Source organism: Lysinibacillus sp. NPDC058147 (genome assembly GCF_042884205.1).
Lineage (GTDB): Bacteria > Bacillota > Bacilli > Bacillales_A > Planococcaceae > Lysinibacillus.
Map to the genome: position 1 here is coordinate 119,395 of NZ_JBHVUJ010000004.1, position 17,148 is coordinate 136,542.

Genomic DNA, 17,148 nt, shown 5'->3' on the forward strand with positions numbered 1-17,148 from the left:
TTTCGCGCAGAGCAGAGCTTCCTGGGGACGTCAGATGAGCTGCTTGGAACAAAAGGAATATGTCATGGAATAGGCTTTTATGCTTGCACAAAGCTTATTCCAGACGCAATTATAGTGAGGCATAATTGATCTAGTTACGTATAACAAATGGCGAAGAGAATATTTTAGCTGAAATAATGAAAGAATGAAAAGAAAAATGAAACTATTTTTTCCATATTGCCGTATAATCTTTATTAATGAGAGGATGTGGATGTGTTGTCAATTGCAATGATTGCGATTATTGGAGGAGTAATTATTAGTTTAGCAGGGATTTTTACAGATGCTCAAACAAAAAAACAAAAAATTAAATTAAAGGCTATTGAGAAGGAAGTAGAGCTAGAAAAGCTCAGATTAGAAACGTATACGGTGGAGACAGAAAAAATGCGTCTAGAATTAGAGCAATCCAAAGTGTTATTATTAGAGGAAAAACAAAACTCAACTAAGTAACTTGGATTACATGTGAAAGACTATTTCAGGAATGGCACTTTTCAGCTATAATGGAAATACGTCGCTAGAGGGGAAGAAGACCGCATGTCTGATTATGAACAGTTTATAGAAGGTATAAAGCGCAAGACAGGAATAGATTTAGCGCTGTATAAAGAAGCGCAAATGAAAAGACGATTAACATCTCTGTATGAGAAAAAGGGACATCGTAATTTTGTGGACTTTCTAAAGGCGCTTGAACAAGATCGTGATTTAATGAATGAGTTTTTAGATCGTATGACGATCAACGTTTCTGAATTTTATCGCAATGGAAAGCGTTGGGAAGTTTTACAGAAAAAAATATTTCCGAAATTACTGCAATCTAATAAGCGTTTAAAAATTTGGAGTGCTGCTTGTTCAACTGGGGAAGAACCTTATTCTTTAGTCATGGTATTATCGCAATTAGTGCCATTATCTCAAATTCAAATCATTGCTACTGATCTAGATGAGAATGTCATTCAAAAGGCGAAATTAGGTGTGTATCCAGAGCGCTCATTAGCTGAAGTGCCGAGTGATATTAAAGCCAAGTATTTTGAGCAAGAAGGTTCCTTTTATAGGGTCAAGGATGAGATTAAACGTTGTGTGACTTTTAAGAAGCATAATTTACTTAATGATCAATATGAGTCTAATTATGATTTGATTGTTTGTCGCAATGTTATGATTTATTTTACTGAAGAAGCGAAGGATCAGATTTATACGAATTTTAGTAAAGCATTGCGCAAGGATGGAATTTTATTTGTTGGATCAACAGAGCAAATTTTTAATCCATCTCGTTATGAGTTTGAAGTCGAAGATACATTCTTCTATAGACGAAAATAGTTAATAATATGAGAAAAGCATTCGTACAGTAGACAATATGAATGTCATGTACATATTTTAAAGCTTTAGACATAGATGAATCGTACGCTTTTCGCTTGTTAATAGCAAAAAGCGTATTTTTTATTAGTTCTCGGAACAACGGCAGTTAGACTACAACCTCAAAATTTAGCTAAAGCTTGGGTAAGGGATTAACTGATTAGTGAAGACTAATAATAAGTGAGATGAAGATCCTTTTCTAAACGAATCGTTCAGAATATTCTAATTTAACGAAGTGGACAGTTGTTGAAACAATTCGAAATTTGTAAACAATTAAAACGAGTCTTAAAAGACATTTGCAAAAGGACTGTTTTTTTAGAGAATATATGTTATAGTGAAAAATACATACTTTAGCGAGTTGAAGGGAGAAAGTGTTTATGCGTTACTTAACAGCGGGAGAGTCACATGGACCCCAATTAACAACAATTATTGAGGGCTTACCGTCGCTCTTACCAATTACAACAGAAAAAATTAACCATGATTTAAAACGTCGTCAAGGAGGACATGGACGAGGTCGCCGTATGCAAATCGAAACGGATACAGTGGAAATAGTCGCTGGTGTTCGTCATGGACAAACACTTGGTTCTCCCGTTGCACTCGTAGTCACAAATGATGACTGGAAACATTGGACAAAAATAATGGGAGCAGAACCGTTAGCAGAAGATGTGAATCCTGAAGACATTAAGCGTCAAATTTCACGCCCTCGTCCAGGACATGCCGATTTAGTTGGAGGCATGAAATACGGACACCGTGATTTACGTAATGTGTTAGAGCGTTCCTCAGCACGTGAGACAACTGTACGTGTTGCAGTAGGTTCAGTTGCAAAAGCACTATTAAATGAACTAGGCATTTCCATTGTGGCACATGTAACAGAAATTATTGGTATTAAAGCAGACACTTCGTTAGTAGAAGGAAAATCTGCAGATGAAATTCGTGCAATTGTTGAGGCAGATCCATGCTATTGCGTTGACCCAGAGGCTTCTGCAAAAATGGTAGAGGCAATTGATGATGCGAAAAAAGCGGGTGACTCAATTGGTGGTGTAGTTGAAGTCATCGTTGAAGGAATGCCAGCTGGTGTTGGTTCATACGTTCATTATGATCGTAAGCTAGATTCAAAATTAGCCGCAGCAATGTTATCTATCAATGCATTTAAAGGTGTTGAATTTGGAATTGGCTTTGAAATGGCACGCCGTAAAGGCTCTGAAGTACATGATGAAATCATTTGGTCAGAGGAAGAAGGTTATACGCGTGCAACAAATCGACTTGGTGGTTTAGAAGGTGGAATGTCTACTGGAATGCCAATTGTCGTACGTGGTGTAATGAAACCAATTCCTACATTATATAAGCCGTTGCAAAGTGTTGATATTGAAACGAAAGAGCCATTTAAAGCTAGTGTAGAGCGCTCGGATAGCTGTGCAGTACCAGCAGCATCAGTTGTTGCTGAGCACGTTATTGCCTGGGAAATAGCGAATGCAATATTGGAACAATTCCATAGCGATCAATTACCTCAACTAAAAGCTCAAATCGACGAACACCGTCGTTATACAAAGGGGTTCTAATATGCGAGTACCAGTAGCAACGAAATCACATCAATATGAGGTTGTCCTTGGTCATAAATTTTTAGCAGAGGCAGTAAAAGCATTTGATGATAAACTTCAAAAAGCGGATAAGCTCATTGTGTTTACGGATGCTAATGTATGGGCGGCGCAAGGAGATTATTTCAAAGCTAATTTCCCTTATCATTTTGAGGTCTTTGTCTTACCAGGTGGTGAGGCATGTAAAACTTTCGAACAATACAAAGCAGCACAAACATTTTTACTTGAACAAAAATGCTCACGTAAATCATTTATTTTTGCATTTGGTGGGGGTGCTGTAGGTGATTTAACAGGCTTTGTGGCAGCCACTTATATGCGTGGGGTGCCGTTTATTCAAATCCCAACGACGATTTTAGCACATGACTCAGCAGTAGGCGGTAAAACAGCTATTAACCATCCACTAGGTAAGAATATGATTGGTGCATTTTATCAACCCGAGGGAGTTATTTACGATACTGTATTTATCGAAAGTTTACCTGAGCGTGAGGTACGTTCAGGAACAGCAGAAGTGATCAAGCATGCGATGATTTCTAATGCAATGTGGTTAGAGGAATTAATGGCTGCAGAGACGGTTATTCATTTCAACACAGAAGAATTAGCGAAGCAGCTTAGAAAAGGTATTGAAGTGAAGGCACAAATCGTAGCAGAGGACGAAACTGAGCAATCTGTGCGGAAATTTTTAAACTTAGGTCATACTTACGGGCATGCCATTGAAGCGGCCGCTGGTTATGGAAAAGTAGCGCATGGAGAGGCTGTGATGATTGGCCTCGTATATTGTTTATTATTAAGTGAACGATATGGTAAATTAGATCGTAACTTCACTACAGCATTTTTGCAATTTGCAGTAAAGAATGGCTATCCATTTGAAGCTGTGAAAGAATATACATTTGAACAGTTAACAGAGTATTTAATGAAAGATAAAAAAGCGGAGTATGGTATTTTACAATTTGTGTTGTTGGATAAAATTGGTAAACCTTTCGTGCGACCAATTGATATAGCAGAGTGCAGAGAAGTAGATGCCGAGTTCCGACAGCTATTAGCGGAGGTGCTTGTATGATTCGTGGACTTAGAGGAGCAATTACAATTGAATCTGACAAGCCAGAGCTTGTATGGGATGAGACAGCAAGATTAGTGCGTGAAGTAGTAGCAGCCAATAATGTGGAAGTAGACGATATTGCTTCCATACTAATATCCACAACACCTGATATTACGTCAGCATTTCCAGCACGTGCTGTAAGGTTAATGGATGGCTGGCAATATGTACCTGTCATGTGTACACATGAAATGGATGTGCCGAATGCATTGCCACTTTGTATTCGTGTATTAATACACGCGAATGTGGAAGTGGCACAAAAGGACGTAAAACACTTGTATCTCAATGATGCAGTGAAATTAAGACCAGATTTAGCCCAAGCTAAATGATAAGAGGAGATGTTTGAGATGAAATGGAAACAACAATTGGACGGTATGCAAGCATATAAGCCAGGTAAACCAATTGAAGAAGTACAACGTGAATATGGCTTACAAGAAGTCATCAAATTAGCATCTAATGAAAATCCATTTGGGTGCTCACCTAAGGTAACTGCTTATTTACAAAATAATTCAGTAAATCATGCTATCTATCCAGACGGCTATGCGCAAAATTTACGAACGGCTGTTGCAAATCATCTAGGTGTCAAAGAAACACAGCTTCTTTTTGGTAACGGCTCCGACGATATCATTGCAATTATTACTCGTGCATTGTTGTATCCAGGTGTAAACACAGTGATGGCAGACCCATCCTTCTCTCAATACTGGCACAATGCTGAAATAGAAGGCGCAGAGGTACGCAAAGTCCCTTGTATCGAAGGTGCACATGATCTAGATGCAATGGTAGCAGCAATTGATGATAGCACTTCGATCGTTTGGGTTTGTAGTCCAAATAATCCAACAGGTGTTGTGATACCTGATGTTGAATTGCGTGCGTTTTTAGCTAAGGTACCAAGTGATGTGCTTGTAGTATTAGATGAAGCATATATCGAATACGTAACGCATCCTGGTCACAAAAATACTCTACCGCTAATTAACGAGTTTCCCAATGTACTATTGATGCGTACATTCTCAAAAGCGTATGGTCTTGCTTCTTTCCGAGTTGGTTATGCAATTGGGCAACCAGAAGTAATTGCAAAGCTTGATCCAATAAGAGCGCCATTTAATAATACAATTTTAAGTCAAGCAGTTGCGGCAATTGCTTTAAGTGATCAAGAATACCTAAATGCTTGCCGTGAAGCAAATGAAATAGGTAAAAAACAATATATTGAATTCTGCGAAAAACATAATTTGAAATACTTCCCTTCTGATACGAACTTTATTTTCTTTAATACGAATACTGATAGTGATGTTGTTTTTTATGAGCTAATGAAACGAGGCTTTATAGTCCGTAGTGGAAATGCGTTAGGATTACCTGGGTTTATCCGCGTGACAATCGGAACAGAGGCTCAAAACGAAGCGTTATTAGGTCACCTTGAAAACGTCCTAAAAGAGCAAGGAGTTTTTGCATGACACGCAACGTGCTCGTTATTGGGCTTGGTCTAATTGGAGGCTCTATTGCCTTGGCTTTGCAAAAGGCACCAGAAACAAAAATTATAGGCTATGATATGGATTTGAAAACACGTGAACATGCGAAAACATTAAATATTGTTCATGATATTGTGACAGACCCAAAAGAAGTTGCGGAAGAAGTGGATGTAATTATTTTTGGAACACCCGTCAACGCAACGCTTGAATGGATGGAACAATTAAAAACATGGCCGTTAAAAAATAAAGTAATCGTAACAGATACAGGTAGTACAAAAAAGATGATTATGCAAAAGGCTGGGGAGCTACGTGAGTTAGGAATTACCTTTATTGGAGGACATCCAATGGCAGGCTCACATAAAAGCGGTGTTTTAGCTGCAAAGGCTCACCTTTTTGAAAATGCGTATTATATGCTTACGCCGCTCGCAGGTGAAGAGATTGTCAATATGGCACAGCTTGAGAGTCTATTAAAATTTACACATGCAAAAGTTGTTAGTGTATCTGCCCGTGAGCATGATCATATGACAGCTGTAGTTAGTCATTTTCCACATGTCGTTGCTGCTTCTCTTGTGCATCAGTTGGGCGGAGAAAATGGGGAGTATCCAATGACTCGTTCACTTGCTGCAGGCGGCTTCCGTGATGTAACGCGTATTGCCTCGTCCAATCCGATTTTATGGCGTGATATTACATTACAAAATCGAGATGAGCTTATTGCACAGCTAGAAGGCTGGGAAAAGGAAATGAGTCAAGTGAAGGAGCTGCTTGTAAATGGTAGCTCGGATGACATAGAAACATATTTTGCGGTTGCCAAAGAGCTAAGAGATGAATTACCGATTAGTGCAGGAGCTATGTTTACATCATTTGACTTATATGTTGATGTTCCTGACTATCCAGGGGTTATTTCTGAGGTGACAGGCTTACTTGCAGACGAAGCGATTAGTATTACGAATTTACGTATCGTAGAGTCACGTGAGGACGTTTTCGGGATTCTTGTTATTAGCTTACAAAGCGAAAGTGACCGTGAACGTGCAGCAGCGTGTATACAAAAGCGGGCAAATTATGAAACATATATTTCATAGGTAACATAGACTTGTTTAAAAGAAAGCGTCGGAAAATACGGCGCTTTCTATCTTCATATTGGGGGGAAGAAAACGATGAGTGAAAAAGTATTACAATATGATAAACCTTCCTTACAAGGGACTTTAACGATTCCAGGTGATAAATCTATTTCTCACCGTTCCGTTATGTTTGGAGCTATTGCAACGGGTAAAACGACAGTTGACGGCTTTTTATTAGGTGAAGATTGTTTGAGTACAATTGATTGTTTCCGAAAACTTGGTGTAAAAATTGACGTGGAAGGAACAAATGTATCCATCGACAGCCCAGGTATAGAGGGGTGGCAAGAGCCGACAGAAGTACTATACACAGGAAACTCTGGTACGACGACACGCTTAATGTTAGGGATTTTAGCTGGATCTACTGTACATTCAGTGATGACAGGAGATGCGTCAATTGGAAAGCGACCGATGCGCCGTGTTATTGATCCGTTACGTCAAATGGGTGCTCACATTACCGGAAGAGCAGATGGGCAATATACGCCATTAGCCATTCAAGGTACGACAGTACAAGCTATTGATTACCAAATGCCTGTTGCAAGTGCACAGGTAAAGTCAGCTATTTTACTTGCGGGTTTACGTGCTGAAGGTACTACAATTGTGCGAGAAACTGAAGTATCTCGAGATCATACCGAGAGAATGCTACGTCAATTTGGTGCGCAGGTTGATGAGATGGATGGTGTTATTTCGTTAAAAGGAGGGCAAACTTTAACAGGGACGCATGTTTCTGTACCAGGTGATATTTCATCTGCAGCCTTTTTCTTAGTAGCGGGAGCTATCTGTGAGGATAGTAAAATAACGCTAGAAAATGTCGGAATTAATCCAACACGAGATGGTATCATTGAAGTACTTCATAATATGGGAGCTTCTATGACAATTATACCGAATGAAGATAGCCAATCAGAGCCGACAGCAACAATTACAATTGAAACGTCAGCTTTAAAAGGAACTACAATTGAGGGAGATATTATTCCTCGTCTTATCGATGAAATCCCGATCCTTGCTTTATTAGCGACGCAGGCAAATGGGAGAACTATAATTAAGGATGCCGAGGAATTAAAAGTGAAGGAAACAGACCGGATAACGGCTGTAGTGGATGAATTGAAAAAACTAGGTGCTAATATTGAAGCAACTGAGGATGGAATGATTATTGAAGGACCAACTCCATTACGAAGTGCTTGCCTTCAAACTTATGGTGATCATCGTATAGGAATGATGGGCGCAGTTGCAGCATTAATAACGGATGGGGCTGTTACTTTAGATGACGCAGAATGTATTGCGGTTTCTTATCCATCGTTTTTCGAGCATATAGAGGAAGTAAGATAAAGTCTATGCTTGACTCTCCAAGTCTTTTGGGGAGTTTTTTCTTGTTTCGAAAGAAAATGTTTTGTAGCATAAAGATATTAATGAAAGAATAGGTGAATGACTGTGAACAATGCGATGACTGAAATGATGCAAGCACTTGAACAAGGGGACTTAGCATTAATTGAACAGCTACTTGAAACATTTTTAACGAAGGAGCTACCTGAGGAAATTTATGCGCTATCTGAAGTTTTTATGCAGTATGGATATATGAAGGAAGCTGACCGTGTACTGGAGCATCTACAATTTTTATTTCCAGAAGAGGCACAGTTAAAAATTGATCGTGCAAACGTCTTAATGGAACTTGGTGATGAAGATGAAGCGTTAGACTTTTTATTAGAAGTAGAGGAGTCATCTCCTGAATATCCTCAAGCATTATTAGTATTAGCAGATTATTATCAAATGCAAGGGTTATTTGAAGTAGCAGAAATGCGCATCAATGAGGCATTATCTATATTACCCGAAGAGCCATTACTACAATTTGCAAAAGCGGAGCTTTTATTTGAAACGGGTCGTTTTTTAGAGGCTGCGAGATTATATGAAGATTTGTATGAACAACAAGTTGAATTTGCTGGGGTAAGTCTTGTTGAAAGACTTGCTGAGGTATATCGTGCAGGAGCTGCCTATGAAACGGCTTTAGATTACTATTTAAAAGCACTTGATGATGAAGTAAAGCCAGATGTTTTATTTGGTGCTGCGTATTCAGCCTTTCAATCACAAAAATATGAAATGGCCATTAAACAATTAGAGGAATTAAAAGAATTAGACCCTGATTATTTTTCAGCCTATTTACTACTTGCTGAAAGCTATGCAATGACGGAGGACAATAAAAAAGCATACGCAGCCATTCTGGAAGGATTAAAGCGTGACGAATATGATAAGTCCTTATTCTTATTCGCTGGTAAAATGGCTTTGAAAACGGGTTTGCCAGCTGAAGGCGAGCAGCATCTCCGTGAAGCCATTGCTTTAGATCCTGAATACATGGAGGCAGTATTAGCATTAATCTCTGTGTTGTCACAACAAGAGCGTCATGAGGATGTAATAGAATTATTTGAAACGTTGCAAAAAAATGATTTTGAATGGAGTACTTTATACCCATTTGCTGCAGTTGCATATGAAAATTTAGAATTGTACGACCGTGCATACGAATTTTACCGTTTGGCATATAATGATTTTAAGGAAGATGCAGCATTTTTAGAAAAGTATGTTTATTTCTTATTAGAGGAAGGAAAGCGTTCAGAAGCTAAAGAAGTGCTCGGTCAATTAATAACTATTCAGCCGGGTGAACTTGAGTGGCAAGAGAAGTTAGAAACCTTAGAATTTGAGTAAAGGAGGGAGTGGGTATGACTGCTTCTGTATCAGTTGTCGATAAAAAAGCATTTGTTAGATGGTTTTTAAAAAATTATCAATTGAAACGTCGTGAGTGTGTATGGATATTGAATTACTTATTAAGTAACGATGAGTTATTAACACGAATTCGATTTGTTGAAGAAGCTCACTATTGCCCTAGAGCAATGGTAATGTCAACGGTCGATTCAACAGGAGTGCCGTTTCGTTTTTACAAAGGCAATGTAATGACAGCAGATGCTGAGAAATCCTTCCATGATTTACGTTTACATGAGCATGAAGATATGTATATACAATTGAATTTTCCAAATGTACCACCAAGTGCACAATACTTAGCAGTTCTTGAAGAAAACCCTTATATGCCGGAAGCACTGATTGTCAGTGAAAAAGATCGTTTACTGGCAGAAGAGCTGCTTTCCAACAGCTTACTCGTATTCCAAGAAGAAAAATTACTCGCACAAATTGATGAAGCCCTCGATCAGGGAGATGAAGAGCGCTTTTATGAATTGTCTAATTTGTTACAAGCATTAAAGGAAACGGCTAATTTACATTAGTTTTAGGGAAAATTGAATGTCCTTTATCTACCTCAATATGATAACATAACAAGTGAATGATTGTTTTCACTTTTTATTGGCTATCCTTATTGAAGAGTGGAGAAGGGCATTTTTTTTATCTTCATTCAGTGGTACCAAACACCTACTGAAATAGAGGAACTCACTACGTCCTGTGGCTTACTGAATGACCACATTGTGTCGGCCTTACAGGCCCTGGCAAGCGGCAAATACGCCAAGACGAAATTGATTTATGCAACATGAGGAGGTTTATGAGATGTATTTTAATGCAAACGATGTGACATCGTTTATGGCACAGAAGGAATTTATCGATACAGCAATTGTTCCACTCGTAACCGTCGATTTAACTCCTGAAAAAATGAAACAGAGTGGTGCAGAGGCGGATTTTTTGTTATCGCTCATAGCTTTTATCGAACAACAGTTTAAAGGCCGTCTATTACTGATGCCACCATTTTCGTATAGTGCAACATTAAAAAACGAAGATATGCCAAAGCAATTAGAGACACAATTACATAATGCTGGTTTTAAGCATGTGTTCTTCATTACTTGTGACCATTTTTGGACAAATATTGGAGATGAAGTAAATGTTATTTGGCTACCAGCGATTCCGTTAGAAAGTATGGATAAAGGTGTGAAAAATTCTATTCTCGAAGATCAATTACGTCAAGTGATTCCGATGTTTTCGACTAAATGGACACAGATTTAACAATTTGTTTCAATAATTGTTCACATTCTCCAGCTTTCCACAGAATGCTATATTGACCAAGCTATGGAGTTGATATATCATAGATATGTCCTAGTATTACTATTTGTAAAAGAATGTCCGTTGGACTGACCTTTAAGTTAGAGGGGGGAAAAAAATGAGTAATAATCGAGTTTCACGTCGTCAATTCCTAAGCTATACACTAACTGGTGTAGGTGGATTTATGGCGGCAGGTATGCTGATGCCAATGCTTCGTTTTGCAATAGACCCAGTACTACAAAGTCATGCTGGTGGCAACTTTGTAAAAACAGAGCATAAAATCGCTGATATTACTGACAAACCTGTTAAAGTTGACTTAACATTCGAACAAGTTGATGCATGGTACAAATCAGACGTAACAAACGTAGCATGGGTTTTCAAACAAGGCGATCAAATCGTAGCATTATCTCCTGTTTGTAAGCATTTAGGATGTATGGTGGACTGGGGATCAGATTCAACACACCCAGATCAATTCTTCTGTGCTTGTCATGGTGGACGTTACGAAAAAAATGGTAAAAATGTACCAGGAACACCACCATTAGGTCCATTGGATGAATATGAAATTAAAGAAGATAATGGTTATTTATCTCTTGGTCCAATTCATGCAAATACTCTAGTTAAGTAAGGGGGTACAAAACAGTGCTAAATAAAATTTATGATTGGGTCGATGAACGCTTAGATATTACACCGATTTGGCGTGATATTGCCGACCACGAAGTGCCAGAGCACGTGAACCCTGCACATCATTTTTCAGCATTCGTTTACTGTTTCGGTGGATTAACTTTCTTCATCACGGTAATTCAAATTCTATCAGGTATGTTCTTAACAATGTACTATGTACCAGACGTAGTGAATGCTTGGAAATCAGTTTATTATTTACAAAACGAAGTAGCATTTGGTGAAATCGTACGCGGTATGCACCACTGGGGAGCTTCATTAGTAATTGTAATGATGTTCTTACATACGCTTCGTGTATTCTTTACAGGTTCTTATAAAAAACCTCGTGAATTAAACTGGATGGTTGGTGTAGGTATTTTTGGTGTAATGATGGGTCTTGGCTTTACAGGATACTTATTACCTTGGGATATGAAAGCATTATTCGCTACAAAAGTTGGTATCCAAATTGCTGCATCCGTACCGTTTATCGGTGAATGGATTAAAATCTTATTAGCGGGTGACTCAACTATTCTTGGTGCTCAAACGTTAACACGATTCTTTGCGATTCATGTATTCTTCTTACCTGCAGTATTGTTTGCGTTACTTGCAGCACACTTTATCATGATTCGTCGTCAAGGAATTTCAGGGCCGTTGTAATAGTTCTTGACGGTTCGATGATTTTTTAAAGGAGGGGACATAATGCATCGCGGAAAAGGAATGAAATTTGTTGGTGATTCTCGTATTAAAGCGAATCACAGAATGCCGAACGTTCCAAAGGATTATTCCGAATATCCAGGTAAGACGGAAGCCTTCTGGCCGAACTTCTTACTAAAAGAATGGATGGTTGGTGCTGTATTTTTAATAGGTTATTTAATATTAACAGTTGCACATCCATCACCACTTGAAGGACCAGCTGATCCGACAAGACAATACGTGCCATTACCGGACTGGTACTTCTTATTCTTGTATCAATTATTAAAATATTCATTTGCTTCAGGTCCGTATAATGTTATTGGAGCAATTGTAATTCCAGGTCTTGCATTTGGATCGCTATTATTAATGCCATTTTTAGATAAAAGTCCAGAACGTCGTCCATCTAAACGTCCGCTACCAACAGCGTTTATGTTATTGACACTGGCAGCTATGTTTTACTTAACATGGGAAGCAGTTGTAAACCATGATTGGGAAGCTCAAAAAGCAATGGGTGCAATTGAAGAAGAAGTTGATGTTGATATTGATGAATCGCTTCCAGGATTTGCGATTTGGAATGGTGATACAGGAGAACAAGCTAAATCTTGTATCGGATGTCATGCTGCTGATTTAAAAGGTGGCCCAGCTGCTCCAAAATTACTAGGTAATGAGCTAACAGCTGAACAAGTTGAAGATATTATTCATAATGGTCGTAATGGAATGCCACCTGGTCAATTCCATGGTACAGATGAAGAAGCGAAGCAATTAGCAGAATTTATTGCGAGCTTAAAGGCTAAGAAATAAGCTTTGTTTTAAAAGAGTCAGGAAACTGGCTCTTTTTTTCTTCTTGCTTAGTAATGTGACTATTACAACTTCAAAAAAGTTCCCGTAAAATAAATTTTAGTTCTATAATATTTATTTGGATATACATAATACAATTTAAGATAGAGGTAAATGCCCTCCCACAACTGCAGAATTGGCTATTCAAGACCTGACAGTGTTTGTGTGAACAAATTAAGGAGCCTAGGTGTCAGTCAGCGATTATTGAAAATGTGGCAAATTAAAGACTATTTTATACATAATAACAATTAAAAAAGGCATCTTAGAAAAGACAGAACATAAAGGAGTTTTAAATATGCAAATTACACGTGCAAACATCTGGTATCTCCTTACGCATAAGTCATTTTTAATTCTATTACTTATTATCAATTTATTAGGAACTATTTACGGTTATTATTGGTATGGATGGCAACTTGCCATCACGAAGCCAATTTTTTATATTTTCGTACCGGATAGCCCGACAGCTAGCTTATTCTTTTGCTTTGTATTGATAGCTTGGATTATGGATAAAAAATGGCCGCTAATGGAAGTTCTAGCACTTATTACGTCGGTGAAATATGGAATCTGGGCTGATGTGATGAATATTTGGACGTTGATTGAAACTGGATCTATAGGTTGGCAAGGCTGGATGCTTGTGGGCTCGCATTTTGCTATGGCAGTCCAAGTAATTTTGTATCTTGGTAAATATGTTTTTTCATATTGGCATATTGCCGTGGCAGCGGTATGGACATTGCATAATGATGTAATTGATTATGTATTTGGGCAAATGCCGATGTATCGTGATTTAGCAGATTATACGAGCTATATTGGCTATTTTACTTTCTGGTTATCAGTTACATGCATTTTTTTAGCGATCTTCTCAATTAGGTGGCGCAAATATTTGCCGAATTAGGTAAATGATTATAGAATTATAGTATCGAAGTAGAAAGGGGTTAGAAAATTGTCAACAAGTATGTATATTGTTTATTTTGCAATAATAATGCTACTACCGCTTTACGCACAGATGAAAGTAAAGGGTACGTACAATAAGTTTGCAAAAGAACGAACAATGAAGGGACAAACAGGTGCAGAGGTAGCGCGTGCGATTTTAGATGCGAACGGCTTATATGATGTACGAGTTGTTCCAACACAAGGTGTGTTGTCTGATCACTATAATCCGGCGACAAAAACAGTTGCTTTATCGGAAAGTAACTTCTACGAGGCTAGTATTGCTGGTGCTGCAGTTGCTGCCCACGAGGTTGGCCATGCCATCCAGCATAAAGAAGCTTATTCAATGCTGACATTACGCAGTAAGCTAGTGCCAGTTGCAAATATTTCATCAAATATGTCTTGGATATTTGTCATGATTGGTATTTTTGCAAGTAGCGCAAATATGTTACTTTTAGGTATCGTATTATTGGCAGCAGGTGTAGTTTTCCAATTAGTAACGTTACCAGTAGAGTTTGATGCATCGAAGCGTGCGTTAGTGCAAATGAATTCTCTAGGAATTATTACAAATGAAGAAGAACGTCCAGCACGAAAAGTGTTAAGTGCTGCAGCATTAACATATGTGGCCGCAGCAGCGGTAGCTGTATTAGAATTATTACGTTTAGTATTAATCTTTACAAATATGCGAAATGACGACTAATAAAAAACTTGTTGTAGTGGTAATTCACTATAGCAAGTTTTTTAATCCGTTAATTTACTATGAAAAAAGCCTACCTTCAACGAAAAAGTAAAAAGTTTCGAGGAGAGCAGGCTAAATTGTTATTTTTAGTGCAGCGGCTGTTTTTTGTCGTCTAGCGTGAAGCCTTCTCCTGCAACATCTCGTACTTCTATTATAGATACGAAGGCGTGTGGATCAACCTCATGAACAATAGCTTTTAAGCGTACAACCTCATTGCGGCCAATGACACAATAAATAACTTCTTTTTGTTGCTTAGTAAAGTGGCCATGTCCTTCAAGAATAGTAATGCCACGTTCCATTCGTAAGGCAATCATCTCAGCAATAGTGCTAGATTTTTCAGAAATAATAAGTGCTCCACGTGCTGCATATGCTCCTTCTTGAACAAAATCAATGACTCGTGCACCAACAAATACCGCAACGAGGGTATACATCATTGAGCGTGCATCTAAAAATGTTAACCATGATAGGATAATGACAATTGCGTCAAAGATGAACATCGTTTTACCCATACTCCAACCAAAATATTTATGCCCAAGGCGAGCCAAAATATCTACACCGCCGGTTGTACCACCGAAGCGAAAGACGATACCGAGCCCTAGTCCAACAAAAACCCCTGCAAAAAGAGCAACAAGTAGCATATCGTCCTCTAAATGAATAGTAAATTGATACTTTTGGAAAACTTTAAGGAAAACTGAAACAGATAAAGTTCCAACAAGCGTATAAATAAATGATTTTTTCCCAAGTAAACGATAACCAATAATAAACATAGGAATATTTAATAGTAAATTCATTAAAGCAGGGTCCCAGCCAAGTGTAAAATAAAGTATGAGTGTAATGCCACTGAGGCCACCTTCACCAAGTTGATTTTGCATGTTGAAGTGGACGAAGCCGAAGCTAAAAATTGCAGCTCCGAGCATTATTGCGATGATATTGCTAATTTTGATCTGTTTTAGCATATGACCTCCTGAAGTTCCAAACAAATGAAGTAGTGTTATCTATTATCTGACATTTTATTGTTTTTGACAACAATGGTGTAAATTTTATACGATGGTAAGTAGGAGTGTGATTTAGATGACTGAACAAGTGACAATGCATGCTTTACAGCAGCGTGTGGATGATTATATAGGGCAATTTAAAGAAGGCTACTTCCCACCATTTGAGCTACTGGCACGGCTAACCGAGGAGCTTGGTGAATTGTCTCGTGAGGTGCAGGACGTTTACGGGCAAAAGAAGAAAAAGAGTACAGAAGAAACAAACAGTATTGAAGAAGAATTAGGTGACTTTTTCTTTGTTTTAGTGTGCTTTGCAAATGCGCAGGGCATTAAATTAGATGAAGCACTTTTACGCGTTATACATAAATTTGAAACAAGGGATAAAGATCGCTGGACTAGAAAGGATGGAGAATAATGTCAATTCGTGTAGCAATAGCAGGACCTAGGGGAAAAATGGGGGCTGAGGCTGTACATACGGTCATGAAGCATGACAAAATGGAATTAGTAGCTGTGCTAGATTATAAAGAAGTAGGAAAAACATTAGCTGATTTGGAGATGTTTCCGGCAAGTTATACGGCTCCAATCTTTACGGATATGTCTGAACTTGTAGAGGCGACTGCACCAGATGTATTAGTTGATTTAACAAGCCCGCATGCAGTATATAAACATACTAAAGAGGCCTTGAATTTGAATGTACGACCTGTAATTGGTACAACAGGCTTTACAGATGAACAACTAGTAGAATTATCAGCAATTGCGAAAGAAAAAGAGCTAGGCTGTATTATTGCTCCAAACTTTGCGATAGGGGCAATCCTTATGATGAAATTTGCTAAGGAAGCGGCAAAATATTTACCTGATGTTGAAATTATTGAAATGCACCACGATCAAAAGCTGGATGCGCCATCTGGAACAGCTGTTAAAACGGCACAATTGATTCAAGAGGTGCGAACACAAAAAATGCAAGGACATCCAGAGGAAAAAGAAACAATTGAGGGTGCAAGAGGGGCAGAATTTGATGGCATGCGTATTCACTCTGTTCGTTTACCTGGTTTAGTGGCACACCAGCAAGTGTTATTTGGCGGAGATGGGCAGCTATTAACTATTCGTCATGATTCGTTAAATCGTAATTCTTTTATGTCGGGTGTAGCATTTTGCGTAGAAGAGGTCATGAAAATGGATCAACTTGTATATGGTTTAGAAAACATCATTTAAAGATTGGGATGGAAGCATTATGAAAATCGCATTAATTGCACATGATCGTAAAAAAGATAATTTAGTACAGTTTGCTATTGCATACCAAAATATTTTAAATGAGCATAAGTTGTTTGCTACGGGTACAACAGGACAGCGTGTTATTGAAGCTACAGGCTTAGAGGTAACACGTTTTCGTTCAGGACCACTCGGAGGAGATCAACAAATTGGCGCAATGATTGCCAATAATGATATGGACATGGTCATTTTTTTCCGTGATCCTTTAACAGCACAACCACATGAGCCAGATGTTTCTGCACTTATTCGTCTTTGTGATGTTTACCAAGTGCCACTGGCCACAAATATGGGAACAGCAGAAATATTACTAAAAGGCCTACAAGAAGGCTTTGTGGATTGGAGACTGATTCAAGAAAGACGAAATTAAA

Annotated in this window: 20 protein-coding genes; 19 read left to right on the plus strand and 1 reads right to left on the minus strand. The window is 38.3% G+C overall.

What is annotated here, in order from left to right:
- Positions 1–255 precede the first annotated feature (255 nt).
- The 16 genes from ACFVT8_RS13275 to ACFVT8_RS13350 all read left to right on the plus strand — a co-directional run bounded on the left by ACFVT8_RS13275 (position 256) and on the right by ACFVT8_RS13350 (position 14,480).
- Positions 256–486, plus strand: coding sequence for a hypothetical protein (locus ACFVT8_RS13275; RefSeq protein WP_387080840.1), 231 nt, complete (start codon positions 256–258; stop codon positions 484–486).
- Positions 487–570: 84 nt separating this feature from the next.
- Positions 571–1,341, plus strand: coding sequence for a CheR family methyltransferase (locus ACFVT8_RS13280; RefSeq protein ID WP_387080842.1), 771 nt, complete (start codon positions 571–573; stop codon positions 1,339–1,341).
- A gap of 413 nt (positions 1,342–1,754) precedes the next feature.
- Positions 1,755–2,936: a chorismate synthase gene (gene aroC / locus ACFVT8_RS13285; protein ID WP_387080844.1), complete on the plus strand. Its 1,182-nt coding sequence runs from the start codon at positions 1,755–1,757 to the stop codon at positions 2,934–2,936.
- A gap of 1 nt (position 2,937) precedes the next feature.
- Positions 2,938–4,029, plus strand: coding sequence for a 3-dehydroquinate synthase (gene aroB, locus ACFVT8_RS13290; protein ID WP_387080846.1), 1,092 nt, complete (start codon positions 2,938–2,940; stop codon positions 4,027–4,029).
- Positions 4,026–4,394 carry a chorismate mutase gene (gene aroH / locus ACFVT8_RS13295; RefSeq protein WP_053482554.1) on the plus strand — a complete coding sequence of 123 codons (369 nt, stop codon included), beginning with the start codon at positions 4,026–4,028 and terminating at the stop codon, positions 4,392–4,394. Before aroB ends, aroH begins: the two co-directional genes overlap by 4 nt.
- Positions 4,395–4,412: 18 nt before the next feature.
- A complete protein-coding gene (gene hisC, locus ACFVT8_RS13300) occupies positions 4,413–5,513 on the plus strand; it encodes a histidinol-phosphate transaminase (RefSeq protein ID WP_387080848.1) in 1,101 nt (366 codons plus the stop codon).
- Positions 5,510–6,607, plus strand: a complete 1,098-nt coding sequence (locus ACFVT8_RS13305; RefSeq protein ID WP_387080849.1) for a prephenate dehydrogenase — start codon at positions 5,510–5,512, stop codon at positions 6,605–6,607. The genes hisC and ACFVT8_RS13305 overlap by 4 nt, the downstream gene beginning before the upstream one ends.
- 75 nt (positions 6,608–6,682) lie before the next feature.
- Positions 6,683–7,969, plus strand: coding sequence for a 3-phosphoshikimate 1-carboxyvinyltransferase (gene aroA, locus ACFVT8_RS13310; RefSeq protein ID WP_387080851.1), 1,287 nt, complete (start codon positions 6,683–6,685; stop codon positions 7,967–7,969).
- A 96-nt stretch (positions 7,970–8,065) separates the two neighbouring features.
- Positions 8,066–9,334, plus strand: coding sequence for a tetratricopeptide repeat protein (locus ACFVT8_RS13315; RefSeq protein ID WP_387080853.1), 1,269 nt, complete (start codon positions 8,066–8,068; stop codon positions 9,332–9,334).
- A gap of 14 nt (positions 9,335–9,348) precedes the next feature.
- Positions 9,349–9,906 (plus strand): ReoY family proteolytic degradation factor, encoded by a 558-nt coding sequence (locus tag ACFVT8_RS13320; protein WP_370047958.1) that lies wholly within the window; start codon positions 9,349–9,351, stop codon positions 9,904–9,906.
- A gap of 274 nt (positions 9,907–10,180) precedes the next feature.
- Positions 10,181–10,630, plus strand: coding sequence for a DUF2487 family protein (locus ACFVT8_RS13325; RefSeq protein WP_387080854.1), 450 nt, complete (start codon positions 10,181–10,183; stop codon positions 10,628–10,630).
- 154 nt (positions 10,631–10,784) lie between these two features.
- Positions 10,785–11,291, plus strand: coding sequence for a Rieske (2Fe-2S) protein (locus tag ACFVT8_RS13330; RefSeq protein ID WP_387080856.1), 507 nt, complete (start codon positions 10,785–10,787; stop codon positions 11,289–11,291).
- Between the two features lie 14 nt (positions 11,292–11,305).
- A complete protein-coding gene (gene qcrB / locus ACFVT8_RS13335; RefSeq protein WP_053482547.1) occupies positions 11,306–11,980 on the plus strand; it encodes a menaquinol-cytochrome c reductase cytochrome b subunit in 675 nt (224 codons plus the stop codon).
- A gap of 42 nt (positions 11,981–12,022) precedes the next feature.
- On the plus strand, positions 12,023–12,817 hold the full coding sequence (locus tag ACFVT8_RS13340) for a menaquinol-cytochrome c reductase cytochrome b/c subunit (protein WP_387080858.1): 795 nt from the start codon (positions 12,023–12,025) through the stop codon (positions 12,815–12,817).
- 331 nt (positions 12,818–13,148) lie between these two features.
- Complete coding sequence (gene lhaT, locus ACFVT8_RS13345) at positions 13,149–13,745, plus strand: lipoprotein heptaprenylglyceryl N-acetyltransferase LhaT (RefSeq protein WP_387080859.1); 597 nt, start codon at positions 13,149–13,151, stop codon at positions 13,743–13,745.
- Positions 13,746–13,805: 60 nt separating this feature from the next.
- Positions 13,806–14,480 carry a zinc metallopeptidase gene (locus ACFVT8_RS13350; protein ID WP_427562006.1) on the plus strand — a complete coding sequence of 225 codons (675 nt, stop codon included), beginning with the start codon at positions 13,806–13,808 and terminating at the stop codon, positions 14,478–14,480.
- A gap of 125 nt (positions 14,481–14,605) precedes the next feature.
- Here the strand turns inward: ACFVT8_RS13350 and ACFVT8_RS13355 are convergent, their stop codons facing one another.
- Positions 14,606–15,475, minus strand: a complete 870-nt coding sequence (locus tag ACFVT8_RS13355) for a YitT family protein (RefSeq protein WP_387080862.1) — start codon at positions 15,473–15,475, stop codon at positions 14,606–14,608.
- 115 nt (positions 15,476–15,590) lie between these two features.
- Here ACFVT8_RS13355 and ACFVT8_RS13360 point away from each other — a divergent pair, with 115 nt between their 5' ends.
- Genes ACFVT8_RS13360 through mgsA form a run of 3 tightly spaced genes read left to right on the plus strand, consistent with a single transcriptional unit; the run spans position 15,591 to position 17,147 of the window.
- Entirely contained in the window at positions 15,591–15,926 is a 336-nt protein-coding gene (locus tag ACFVT8_RS13360; RefSeq protein WP_387080863.1) for a nucleotide pyrophosphohydrolase, read from the plus strand.
- Entirely contained in the window at positions 15,926–16,723 is a 798-nt protein-coding gene (gene dapB, locus ACFVT8_RS13365) for a 4-hydroxy-tetrahydrodipicolinate reductase (protein WP_387080864.1), read from the plus strand. The genes ACFVT8_RS13360 and dapB overlap by 1 nt, the downstream gene beginning before the upstream one ends.
- A 19-nt stretch (positions 16,724–16,742) precedes the next feature.
- Entirely contained in the window at positions 16,743–17,147 is a 405-nt protein-coding gene (gene mgsA / locus ACFVT8_RS13370) for a methylglyoxal synthase (RefSeq protein WP_387080866.1), read from the plus strand.
- Position 17,148: the final 1 nt, after the last annotated feature.